Source organism: Curtobacterium sp. MCBA15_012 (genome assembly GCF_001864935.2).
Taxonomy (GTDB): domain Bacteria; phylum Actinomycetota; class Actinomycetes; order Actinomycetales; family Microbacteriaceae; genus Curtobacterium.
On sequence record NZ_CP126267.1, the window covers coordinates 767709 to 779095 of the forward strand.

The window sequence follows — 11387 nt, forward strand, 5'->3', positions numbered from 1 at the left end:
GACGGTGCACTTCCTCTCGGTCTTCAGCATCCGGAACCGCGCGCTCATCGCCCTCGTCACGATCGTCGTCGCGGTGTTCGGCAGCGTCGCACTGACGAACCTCAAGCAGGAGCTCATCCCGAGCGTCGAGTTCCCCCAGGTCGCCATCGTCAGCGCCTACCCCGGGGCGACCCCGGAGGTCGTGTCGAACGACGTCTCGACGAAGATCGAGCAGGCGATCCAGGTGGTCCCGAACCTCGAGTCGACGAGCGCGACCTCGTCGACCGGGCAGAGCGTCGTCTCCGCGTCGTTCGACTACGGTTCGAACCTCGCCAGCGCCGAGGACAAGATCCAGACCGCGGTCAACGCGCTCTCGCTGCCCGACACCGTGCAGACCCAGATCGTGACCGGGTCGTTCGACGACCTGCCGGTCCTGCAGCTCGCCGTCACGGCCTCCGGCAACCAGGAGCAGCTCGTCGACCGGCTGAACGCCACGGCGATCCCCGACCTCGAGAAGCTCGACGGGGTGCGCCAGGCCGACGTCTTCGGCAACCCCGGTCGCCGCGTCGTGATCACCCCGAACGAGGACGAGCTCGCGGCGCGGGGGCTCACCTCGCAGTCGATCTCCGACGCGCTCGACGACAACGGCACGCTCATCCCGGGCGGCACCATCACGCAGGACGGCAAGACGCTCTCGGTGCAGACCGGGCAGCGGATCGCGTCGATCGCCGACATCGAGGCGCTGCCGCTGACGGCGGCGTCCGGCGGGTCGTCCACGTCGTCCTCCGCGAGCACGGGCGGATCCGCGAACGGCGGGTCCGCGACCGGCGGTGCCGGCGGCACCGGCGGTGCCACGGGCGGTGCAGCCGCGTCCGGTGACGGGACCGCCGGGGGATCGGCTGCGGGTGGGACCGGCACCGGGACCAGCGCGACGGGCGGGACGGGCGCGAGCCGGGCCTCCACGGCGACCTCGCTCGGGGACGTCGCGACCGTGCAGATCGAGGAGTCCCCGCGGACGTCGATCAGCCGGGTCGACGGCAAGACCGCGCTGACGATCGCGATCACGAAGACGCAGGAGGCCAACACGGTCGACGTGTCCGAGACCGTGAAGGACGCCCTGCCCGGCATCGAGGCCAAGGTCACCGGCGACCCGCGCTTCACCGTCGTGTTCGACCAGGCGCCCTACATCCAGCAGTCGATCGACTCCCTGGCCGAGGAGGGGCTGCTCGGCCTCGGGTTCGCCGTGATCGTCATCCTGGTGTTCCTGCTGTCCGTCCGTTCGACCATCGTCACCGCCATCTCCATCCCGACGTCGGTGCTCCTCGCGGCGATCGGCATGCAGGCCGCCGGCTACACGCTGAACATCATCACGCTCGCCGCGCTCACGATCGCGATCGGACGCGTGGTCGACGACTCGATCGTCGTCATCGAGAACATCAAGCGGCACCTGCAACCGGGCGTCGACCGCGGCCGGGCCGTGCTCGACGCCGTCCGCGAGGTCGCCGGCGCCGTCACCGCGTCCACCCTGACCACCGTCGCGGTGTTCCTGCCGGTGGCGTTCGTCGCCGAGCTCGTCGGCGAGCTGTTCCGGCCGTTCGCGCTCACGGTCACGATGGCCCTGATCGCGTCCCTGCTCGTGTCGCTCACCATCGTGCCGGTGCTCGCGTACTGGTTCCTCCGTGCGCCGAAGGGCCACGCGCACGCCGCGGGCCGGGCGGCCACGACCGGCTCGACCGGCTCGCTCGCGTCGGGCGCGGACCTGCACGACGCCGGCGCCCCCGACCGCCTGCGCCGCGGGTACCAGCCCGTGCTCCGGTGGGCGATCGGCCGACCGGCACTCGTGCTCGTGCTCGCGCTGCTCGTCCTCGGCGGCACCGCGGCCGCCGTCCCGTTCGTCAAGACGAACTACCTCGGCGACTCCGGGCAGAACACCTTCACGGTGACGCAGGACCTCGCGGCCGGCACGAGCCTCGACGTGCAGGCGGACGCCGCGCGCAAGGTCGAACGGGTGCTGCAGGACGTCCCCGGCGTCGAGACCGTCCAGACCACCATCGGCACGAGTGGGCAGTCGATCCAGGCGGCGTTCGGCGGCGGGGCGTCGGCCTCGGTGCAGTACAACGTCACGACCGACTCGGCCCGCGACCAGACCACCATCCAGTCGACCGCCCGGCAGCGGATCGACCGCATCGACGGCGTCGGCGAGGTCAGCCTGTCGTCGGCCGGCGGCGGGTTCGGCGGGTCGAGCGACATCGAGGTCGACGTCACCGCGCCGACCCAGTCCGAGCTGCAGACCGCCGCGAAGACGGTGCTCGCGAAGATGCGCGGCGTCGACGGCACCACGAGCGCGACGAGCAACCTCGCCGCCGCCGAGCCGTACCTCGCGGTGAAGGTCGACCGCCGTGCCGCCGCCGAGCGGGGTCTCACCGAGACGCAGGTCGGCGGGCTCGTCGCCGCGGCCGTGTCGCCCCGGGACACCGGCTCCGTCGAGATCGACGACGCGACGCTCGACGTCTACATCGCCGACCCCGCGCCGCCGACGACGATCGACGCGCTGCGGTCGCTCTCGATCCCGACGGCGACCGGCGCCGTGCCGCTGTCCGACCTCGCCACGGTCGAGCAGTCCGAGGGGCCGACCTCGATCACGACGTCGAACGCCGTGCGCACGGCGACGATCACCGTGACACCCGACGCGTCGAACCTCGGGGCAGCGGTGCAGAACGTCACCGCCGCCGTCGACGGGATCGACCTGCCGAAGGGTGCCTCGGCGTCGATCGGCGGTGTCGCGTCGAGCCAGTCGTCCGCGTTCAGCCAGCTGCTCCTGGCCGTGCTCGTCGCGGTGCTCATCGTCTACGTGATCATGGTCGCGACCTTCCGCAGCCTGCGGCAGCCCGTGATGCTCCTGGCGTCGGTGCCGTTCGCCGCCACCGGGGCGCTCCTGCTGCAGATCGTCACCGGCATCCCGCTCGGCGTCGCGTCGCTCATCGGCCTGCTCATGCTCGTCGGCATCGTCGTGACGAACGCGATCGTGCTCATCGACCTCGTGAACCAGTACCGACGCCGCGGGCTGCGCGTGCACGAGGCCCTGGTCGAGGGCGCCACCCGACGCCTCCGACCGATCCTGATGACCGCGCTCGCGACGATCTTCGCGCTGCTTCCGATGGCGATCGGGCTCACCGGGAAGTCCGGGTTCATCTCGCAGCCGCTCGCACTCGTGGTGATCGGCGGCCTGGTGTCGTCGACGCTGCTCACCCTCGTGGTGCTGCCGGCGCTCTACGCCCTGGTCGAGGGGTTCTTCGAGCGGCGGGCCGACCGTCGGGCCGAGGCGGAGCGTCGGGCGGAGCCCGGCGCTGGGTCTGGGTCTGGGTCAGGAGCCGGGGCTGCGGCGCACGGCGAGGCCGAGGCGCCGACGGTCTGACCGGGGCGCGCGCCGGGTCCGATCGTGACCAGGGCGCGTGGGATCCGGTCGTGACGGGGGCGCGGGATCCGGTCGTGACCGGGGCGCGCCGGGTCCGGTCGTGACCGGGGCCGCGACGCCCGGGCTCAGCCCCGGTCGCCGGTCCCGGGCTCGGCCGTCCGGAACCAGGACACGAGCACGCACGTCAGCGTCACGAGGAACACCATCGCGGCGAGCTGGGCCAGCACGGCCAGGTGCCCGGTCGACGCCGCGTACCCGCCGAAGGCGACCGCGGCGACGAACGACAGGCCGAGCAGGAGCTCCACCGCGACGCGCAGCGGTCCCCGGTGCTGCCACTCGGCGGTGGTGCGGGCGGGGCGGGTCGTCGTGTCGGTCACCCCGGCAGTCTGGGCGTGTCGGGACCGGAGCGCCACGCCCGAGTCCGGGGGACACGGACACCGCCCGGCCGAACCGGCCCGGGACCGGCGGCCGACGCGGCCCGGGGCCGGCGGCCGACGCGGCCCGGGACCTACGGCCGGCGCAGCCCGGGACCGGCGGCCGGCGCAGGCGCAGCCCGGCCGACACCGCCCGGCCGCCCTCAGTCCAGCTGCCGCCGCAGGAACCCGACGACCCGCTCGCTCATCGCCCGGTCGAGCTGCGCGATCGAGTGCGCCGACCCCTGGACCGCCACGAAGGTCACCGACACGTCGTGCGACCGGAGCGTCGCCACGAACTCCCGGGACTCCCACAGCGGGATGAACTCGTCGGTCGAGTGCCCGATGAAGAACGGCGGGGTGTCCTCCGTCACGTGGAACCCCGGCGAGGCCCGCTCCGCCGCCGGGCAGTCGGTGTACGTCCGGCACCCCAGGTACAGCAGCTGCTTCCGCTGGAACGACGCGGACACCCCGTCGGCGCGGGTCGACCGCTCGGTGAGGTCGGTCGGCCCGCTGAGGTCGACGACCGCCCGGACCCGGTCGCCCGCGGCGTACGCGGCGGACTCGTGGTCCGTGACGGCGGTCATCGCGACGAGGTTGCCCCCAGCGCTGCCGCCGAACAGCCCGACCCGGCCGGGGTCGACGTCGTACGTCGACAGGGTCGTCGGTCGGAACACCCAGTCGAGCGCGCGGCGCACGTCGTCCAGGCCCGCCGGGAACGGGTCGGTCGGGGCGAGCCGGTAGTCGACGTTCACGGTCACGAAGCCCTCGGACGCCAGGTACTGGCACACCGCCCGGTACGCCGCGGTGGCCTTGTCGCCGTGCGACCAGCTGCCGCCGTGGACCATCACCACCGCCGGCCGACCGGATGACCCGCCACGCGGTCCGCCGCGGCCCTCCGGCGTCGGGGAGCCCGACGGGGTGGGGGAGCCCGACGGGGTGGGGGTCGCGGTCGTGTCCGGCGCACTGTCCGCGGGCAGGCACACGTCGAGCCGTTGCAGGGCGTCGGACCCGTAGGGCACGTCCTCGACGACGTCGATGCCGGGGTAGCGCAACGACAGCGGGTAGATCACCGGGTCCGCGGTGACCGTGGTGTCCCCGTCGGCGGCCGGGTCGGGAGAGCACGACACGAGCGACACCAGCGCCACGACCGCGGCGAGGAGCGCGAGCGGTGTGCGGCGACCGGACCTCATCGCGTCCACGGTAACCCGGCCGACGACGCGGCACGTCCGCCCACGGGACGACCCCACCCCACCGTCCGGCGGAGACGCCACGCACCCGAGCACCCACCCGCCGTCCGGGTGCCAGGATGGGGGCCGACCCGTCAGGAGGACCCCGTGAGCCGTCGCAAGGCCTGGAACGCCGACCCCGAGCCCCTGCTGCGCGTCGAGGAGGGGTTCCGCCTCGACCGCGTCGACCCCGACCGTACCCCCGGCTTCGCGGGGCGCAAGATCGACGGGCTCGAGGCGCTCGCCGCCGGGGCCGGTCGGCTGGCCGCCCTGCAGGAACGCCTGCACGCCGCGAGCACCGCCGGAGACGAACGCCGCGTGCTCCTCGTCCTGCAGGCGATGGACACCGCGGGCAAGGGCGGCATCGTCTCGCACGTCGTCGGTGCGGTGGACCCGAACGGCGTCCACTACGCGGGCTTCGGCGCACCCACCGCCGAGGAGCGCGCGCACGACTTCCTCTGGCGCATCGAGCGCGAGCTGCCGTCCGCCGGGCAGCTCGGCGTCTTCGACCGCTCGCACTACGAGGACGTCCTCATCCAGCGCGTCCGGGCGATGGCGCCCCCGGAGGAGATCGAACGCCGCTACGGCGCGATCGTCGACTTCGAGGACCGTCTGGCCGAGCAGGGCACGACGATCGTCAAGGTGATGCTGCACATCTCGGCGGACGAGCAGCGCGAACGGCTCGGTGACCGGCTCGACCGTCCGGACAAGCACTGGAAGTTCAACCCGGCCGACATCGACGAGCGGCTGCGGTGGGACGAGTACCAGCAGGCGTACCAGGTCGTGTTCGACCGCACGTCGACCGCCCGGGCCCCCTGGTACGTGGTCCCGGCGAACCGCAAGTGGTACGCACGACTGGCGGTGCAGCAGCTGTTGCTCCGCGCCCTCGAGGACATGCAGCTCACGTGGCCGGCCGCCGACTTCGACGTGGCCGAGCAGCGTCGCAGGCTCGCTGCGTCCTGAGTCGGCGGGTCGGCCGGGAGGCGCGCCCCGCCTCCGTCCCGCCGGTCCGGTGACCACGGGGCTGGCCTTCGGGCGCCGGGTCGCGTAGACTCCCTCGGTCGGCCTTCGACACCGCGGCTGCGCGCCGCGGACGTTTTTGGGTGTTGTGTAGTTCGAGGGCTGGAATCACGTCGATCCGACGACGGGATGAACCCCCTCTCCACGTACCGCCCCCGCCGATGTCGCTGCCGGGCTGCGTGGCACGTCCGCACCCCGGAAAGCAGTCATGGCCCCGTACGACAAGGGCGCGAACTCCCGCGCCTCCGACCGAGTCCGCCACGCGAACGGCACCCCCGCCGCCCGTTCGGCCAAGCACCGCGGCTTCCGTGCCGCCGATCCCGCCGCGCCGCGGCAGAAGCAGCGCTGGGACGCCGAGGAGCGTCGTGGACGCGCCGCCCAGGGCGACCGCCCCGCGCGTCCGAACTGGGAGCCGCGCGACCCCGCCCGCACGAAGTGGGAGCCCCGCGGCGCGGGACGCCCGACGCGTGGGTCCGACCGTGACGACCGTGCGCCGCGTCGTGACGACGAGCGCGGTGGCCGACGGTTCGACCGCGACGACCGTGCGCCGCGCCGGTTCGACCGTGACGACCGTGCCCCGCGTCGTGACGACCGGGACGCCCCGCGTCGGTTCGACCGTGACGACCGTGCCCCGCGTCGTGACGACCGCGACGACCGTGCACCCCGTCGGTTCGACCGCGACGACCGTGCACCCCGTCGGTTCGACCGGGACGACCGTGCGCCGCGTCGGTTCGACCGGGACGACCGTGCGCCGCGTCGGTTCGACCGCGACGATCGCGCTCCGCGCCGGTTCGACCGCGACGATCGCGCTCCGCGTCGTGACGACCGGGACGACCGTGCACCCCGCCGGTTCGACCGTGACGACCGTGCGCCGCGTCGTGACGACCGCGACGACCGTGCACCCCGCCGGTTCGACCGTGACGACCGTGCCCCGCGTCGCTCCGACCGCGACGACCGTGCCCCGCGCTCGACCGGCCGCGACGACGCCGGCCGCGGGTACGTGCCGGCCGACGACGTCAAGCTCGAGAAGCTCCAGGCGGCGTCCACCGTCGCCGCGGACGTCGAGGGCGTGACCTTCGGCGACCTCGGCATCGGCGGCAACATCGTGCGCACCCTCGCCGAGATGGGCGCCGCGAGCCCGTTCCCGATCCAGGCCGCCACGATCCCCGACGTGATCGCCGGCAAGGACGTCCTCGGCCGCGGTCGCACCGGTTCGGGCAAGACCATCGCGTTCGGCGCCCCGCTCGTCGAGAAGCTCATGGAGCACGGCGGCGGGACGAAGCGCAAGATGGGCCGCGCCCCGCGTGCGCTCATCCTGGCCCCGACCCGCGAGCTCGCGCTGCAGATCGACCGCACCGTGCAGCCGATCGCCCGCTCCGTCGGTCTGTTCACGACGCAGATCTACGGCGGCGTCCCGTACGGCCGCCAGGAGGGCGCCCTCGAGCGCGGCGTCGACATCATCGTCGGCACCCCCGGTCGCGTGCAGGACCTCATGAACAAGGGGAAGCTCGACCTCAGCGAGGTCGTCGTCTCCGTGCTCGACGAGGCCGACCACATGTGCGACCTCGGGTTCCTCGAGCCCGTGCGCGAGATCCTCGCCGCGACCGCCGAGGTCACCCCGCAGGGCAACCGCGCCCAGAAGCTCCTGTTCAGCGCCACGCTGGACGCGCAGGTCGCGTCGCTCGTGTCGGAGTTCCTGCACGAGCCGAGCGTCCACGAGGTCGCCGGCGAGGACCAGGCGTCCTCGACGATCGACCACCGCGTGCTCGTGGTCGAGCAGCGCCAGAAGGACCAGGTGCTCGAGGAGCTCGTGGCCGGCCAGGGCAAGACCATCGTCTTCGCCCGCACCCGTGCCTACGCCGAGCGCCTCGCCGACCAGTTCGAGGACGCCGGGATCCGCGCGACCTCGCTGCACGGCGACCTCAACCAGTCCCGCCGGACCCGCAACCTGCAGCTGCTCACGAGCGGCCGGGTGAACGTGCTCGTCGCGACCGACGTCGCCGCCCGCGGCATCCACGTCGACGACGTCTCGCTCGTCGTGCAGGCGGACGCCCCGGACGACTACAAGGCGTACCTGCACCGCTCCGGCCGCACCGGCCGTGCCGGCAAGGAGGGCACGGTCGTCACGATCGTCCCCCGTGGTCGCCGCCGCAAGATCGAGGGCATCCTCGACAACGCCGAGATCGAGGCGGAGCTCGTCGAGGCGGGCCCCGGCGACGGCATCGTGGCGGAGCTCGCCGCGCGCTAGTCGCGACCGGACGACGGAACGGGAGGCGCGGTGCCGGCTGGCACCGCGCCTCCCGTTCCGTCGTGCCGCACCCCGCGCGCACCGCGACGTGCGCGGGTCAGCGCGAGAAGAAGAGCAGGCCGCGCACGTAGCCGGCCTGGCCGGCGTGCTGCGTGCAGTCGTCGAGGATGCTCACCAGACGCGCCCCGCGCGTGACGGGCGGGTCCCACGCCTCGTCGACGACCTCGTCGAGGTCCTCGGGCGCGAGCGTGCCGAGGTAGGCGACGGTGCGCTCGTGCACCGCGTGCAGGTACCCGCTGAGCAGCTCGGCGGACGCACGCACCCGACCGACGTCGTCGCGGGACATGCCGTAGCCGAGCGCCTCGGCGGGGAAGGGCAGCCCGAAGCGCTCCACCCAGCCGTCCGCGGTCCAGACCTGCTCGCTGCCGGCGAGGGCCGCGACCTGCGCGTCCTGGCCGCGTGCGGTGTGCCAGGCGAGCCATGCGAGCGTGTTGGCACCGGCGGCGGGTCGGGTCGCGAGCTGGTCCGCGGACATGCCGTCGAGGGACCGGTCGACGGTCTCGGGGATGCGGGAGAACGCTTCGGTGAGGAGTTCGGACGGGGTCATGCGCCCGACCGTACGCGGCCGGGCCGGGGCCCGACCGTCAGGGACGGTGGCGACGGAGCGCGGCACCGACGCCCGTGAACGCCGCCGCGAGCGCGGCGAGCTCCGACGCCGGGACGCCGTCGCGGAAGGCCTCGCGGTACACGGCGACGACCTCGTCGGCGAGCTGCGCCCCGGTCGGGGTCAGCTGCACGAGGATGCTCCGCCGGTCGCCGGGGTTCGGGCGGCGTTCGAGGTGGCCCCGACGCTCGAGCCGGTCGATCAGCGAGGTCATCGCGCCGGTCGTCAGCTCGAGGTGGTCGGCCGCCTGCTTGGGCGTGAGGCCGGCCCCCTCGGTGCCCGCGACGACCAGGACGAACCGGAGGTCCGTGGCGTGCAGCCCGCGGGCCGCGCTCTCCTGCGTGAGGACGCGGGCGTGCTGGGTCTGCAGCGTCCGGAAGGCTCGGAGGGCGGACGACAGGCCGTCGGTCGGGGTGGGCACGACGGGGGCGGCGATCGTCACGGGTCTCGTCTCGGGTGGTGCCGTCCCGGGTGGACGAACTGTCTCATTCAACAAGAATGTGAACGATCAAGCAACCCCCATCTCCGGTACCAGGAAAAACGTTGTGGAGTCCTCAGGTTCGTCGTACGGTGGTGCGCAACCACCAGGTTCTGCAGCGCGACCAACCACCGCGGGTCCGGGACCGCAACCGATCAGATCACCTTCTCGGAGGACCACCATGTCCCGTGTCTCGCCTCGTGCTGCCCGCATCGCAGCCTGGATCGCCGTCCCCGCCGCCATCGTCGCGTCCGGCGTCGTCGTCTCGACCGCCTCGTACTCGGCGTTCTCGGCCACCACCACGAACCCGACCAGCAACTGGACCGCGGGCAGCGTCGCCCTGACGGACGACGACAACGACACCGCGCTCTTCACCGCGACCAACCTGAAGCCCTCGTCCACCGGCTCCAAGTGCATCGCCGTCACCTCCACCGGGTCCCTGCCCGCCGTCGTGAAGCTCTACGGCACCGGCGCGCAGACGACGAGCGAACTCGCGACCCACACGAACCTGCTCGTCGAGGCGGGCTCCGGCGGCAGCACGTCCTCGTGCACGGGGTTCACCGCCGACGCCGGCCAGCCCGTGTTCACCGGGCTGCTCTCGCAGTTCGGGTCGACCGCGACGAACTACGGCAACGGGCTCGGTTCCTGGGCGACGACCGGCGGTGCCACGTCCCAGACCCGTGTGTACAAGTTCACCTACACGGTCGCCTCGGACACCCCGACCACCGCGCAGGGGAAGACCGCGTCCATCGGCTTCACCTGGGAGGCACAGAACAGCTGATCCGCGACGGGCACCGTGATGGACAGCACCGGCGTGGGCGGGCAGCACCGCCACGCCCGTCCGGACGCCGTGCTCGAGGCCCTCGACTGGACGCGCGTCGTCGTCGGGACGGCCGCGCGCGCGATCGTCGCGACGGTCGTCGGGCTCGCGCTGTGGGCCGCCGCACCGGCGGTCCTGGGGTGGCAGCCCACGACGGTCGTCACCGGCTCCATGGCCCCGAGGCTCACGCCGGGCGACGTCGTGGTCTCGCGCCCCGTGCCCGAGCCCGACGTCGTCCCGGGGCGTGTCCTGCTCGCCGACGACCCCGACCAGCCCGGTCACCTCCGCCTGCACCGCTACGTCGAGGCGCGTGACGACGGGACCCTCGTCACGAAGGGCGACGCGAACCCGGCGGCCGACTCCACCCCGCTCGACCGGTCGGCCGTGCACGGGGTCGGCTACCTCCGGGTGCCGTGGGTCGGCGTCCCGGTCGCGTGGGCGCACGAGGGGCGGTGGGGAGCCGTGGCCGGTGCCGCGGCCGTCCTCGCCGGTCTGCTCGCGCTGTGCGCGGTGGACGGCGGGTTGCGTCGGGCCGGCCGGGAGGCGCGTGGTGCGTCCGCCCCGCCGCCACCGTCCGGCGGCACGCGCGTCCACGGCCGTCGCTCGGCTCGCGGCCCGGCCGTGCGGGACGGCTCGCGGGCCGGTGCCCGGCACGCAGCGCTCCGGCAGGGGGGTGCGCTGCTCGTCACGGTGGCCGTGCTCGGTGGGGTAGGCCTGGTCGCGCCGGACCGCGCGGAGGCGGTGCCGTTCGCCGCGTCGACGACGTCGCCGCCGTCCAGGGTCACCGCTGCGGTCATGCCCGGGCCCACGAAGGTGACCTGCGTGTCCAACGGACCGGGGAAGGGGGTCACGATCTCGTGGACGAAGCCGAACTGGGCGATCCGCGGGTACGACGTCTCCTGGGGTGGGACACGGATCGCCTCGCCGGACGCCGCGGCCACGAGTGTCGTCGTCACGGCGGGGCTGCTCGACATCACGAGCGGCAAGATCACCGTCCGTGCGCTCGACGCCGGTCCGGGGAGCGTCTGGTCTGCCGACGGCGACGCGCAACCGACGGTGACCGTCGTCACGTCGTTGTCCCTGACCTGCAGCTGACGCGCTCTCCACAGGCCGCCGCGGGG

The 11387-nt window shown here is 73.6% G+C and carries 9 protein-coding genes; 5 read left to right on the plus strand and 4 right to left on the minus strand.

Annotated elements, in window-relative coordinates:
• The first annotated feature begins 4 nt into the window (after nt 1-4).
• Entirely contained in the window at nt 5-3394 is a 3390-nt protein-coding gene (locus tag QOL15_RS03560; RefSeq protein WP_083230280.1) for an efflux RND transporter permease subunit, read from the plus strand.
• 125 nt (nt 3395-3519) lie between these two features.
• Here QOL15_RS03560 and QOL15_RS03565 read toward each other — a convergent pair whose 3' ends face one another.
• Both QOL15_RS03565 and QOL15_RS03570 read right to left on the minus strand, forming a co-directional pair.
• Nucleotides 3520-3771 carry a hypothetical protein gene (locus QOL15_RS03565; RefSeq protein WP_065963070.1) on the minus strand — a complete coding sequence of 84 codons (252 nt, stop codon included), beginning with the start codon at nt 3769-3771 and terminating at the stop codon, nt 3520-3522.
• Nucleotides 3772-3971: 200 nt separating this feature from the next.
• On the minus strand, nt 3972-5000 hold the full coding sequence (locus QOL15_RS03570) for an alpha/beta hydrolase (protein WP_139197426.1): 1029 nt from the start codon (nt 4998-5000) through the stop codon (nt 3972-3974).
• Nucleotides 5001-5144: 144 nt separating this feature from the next.
• On the opposite strand from QOL15_RS03570, the gene QOL15_RS03575 reads away from it, so the two are divergent.
• A complete protein-coding gene (locus QOL15_RS03575) occupies nt 5145-5999 on the plus strand; it encodes a PPK2 family polyphosphate kinase (protein ID WP_071246745.1) in 855 nt (284 codons plus the stop codon).
• A 265-nt stretch (nt 6000-6264) separates the two neighbouring features.
• The gene (locus QOL15_RS03580; RefSeq protein ID WP_071246743.1) at nt 6265-8304 is read left to right on the plus strand and encodes a DEAD/DEAH box helicase; all 2040 of its coding nucleotides are present in this window, start codon (nt 6265-6267) and stop codon (nt 8302-8304) included.
• A gap of 97 nt (nt 8305-8401) precedes the next feature.
• On the opposite strand, the gene QOL15_RS03585 is transcribed toward QOL15_RS03580, so the two are convergent.
• Together QOL15_RS03585 and QOL15_RS03590 are read right to left on the minus strand one after the other, a co-directional pair.
• Nucleotides 8402-8911 carry a DUF664 domain-containing protein gene (locus QOL15_RS03585; RefSeq protein WP_071245201.1) on the minus strand — a complete coding sequence of 170 codons (510 nt, stop codon included), beginning with the start codon at nt 8909-8911 and terminating at the stop codon, nt 8402-8404.
• A gap of 37 nt (nt 8912-8948) precedes the next feature.
• The gene (locus tag QOL15_RS03590) at nt 8949-9410 is read right to left on the minus strand and encodes a MarR family winged helix-turn-helix transcriptional regulator (protein WP_065963060.1); all 462 of its coding nucleotides are present in this window, start codon (nt 9408-9410) and stop codon (nt 8949-8951) included.
• 217 nt (nt 9411-9627) lie between these two features.
• On the opposite strand from QOL15_RS03590, the gene QOL15_RS03595 reads away from it, so the two are divergent.
• Together QOL15_RS03595 and QOL15_RS03600 are read left to right on the plus strand one after the other, a co-directional pair.
• Nucleotides 9628-10227 carry a hypothetical protein gene (locus QOL15_RS03595; RefSeq protein ID WP_065963058.1) on the plus strand — a complete coding sequence of 200 codons (600 nt, stop codon included), beginning with the start codon at nt 9628-9630 and terminating at the stop codon, nt 10225-10227.
• Nucleotides 10228-10245: 18 nt separating this feature from the next.
• Nucleotides 10246-11361, plus strand: coding sequence for a S24/S26 family peptidase (locus tag QOL15_RS03600; protein ID WP_071245199.1), 1116 nt, complete (start codon nt 10246-10248; stop codon nt 11359-11361).
• Nucleotides 11362-11387: the final 26 nt, after the last annotated feature.

What these genes read in the sequence shown, in the direction of transcription:
- QOL15_RS03570 (WP_139197426.1), bottom strand. Translation starts at nt 5,000, where the DNA reads ATGAGGTCCGGTCGCCGCACACCGCTCGCGCTCCTCGCCGCGGTCGTG.
- QOL15_RS03580 (WP_071246743.1), top strand. Translation starts at nt 6,265, where the DNA reads ATGGCCCCGTACGACAAGGGCGCGAACTCCCGCGCCTCCGACCGAGTC.
- QOL15_RS03585 (WP_071245201.1), bottom strand. Translation starts at nt 8,911, where the DNA reads ATGACCCCGTCCGAACTCCTCACCGAAGCGTTCTCCCGCATCCCCGAG.
- QOL15_RS03595 (WP_065963058.1), top strand. Translation starts at nt 9,628, where the DNA reads ATGTCCCGTGTCTCGCCTCGTGCTGCCCGCATCGCAGCCTGGATCGCC.
- QOL15_RS03600 (WP_071245199.1), top strand. Translation starts at nt 10,246, where the DNA reads ATGGACAGCACCGGCGTGGGCGGGCAGCACCGCCACGCCCGTCCGGAC.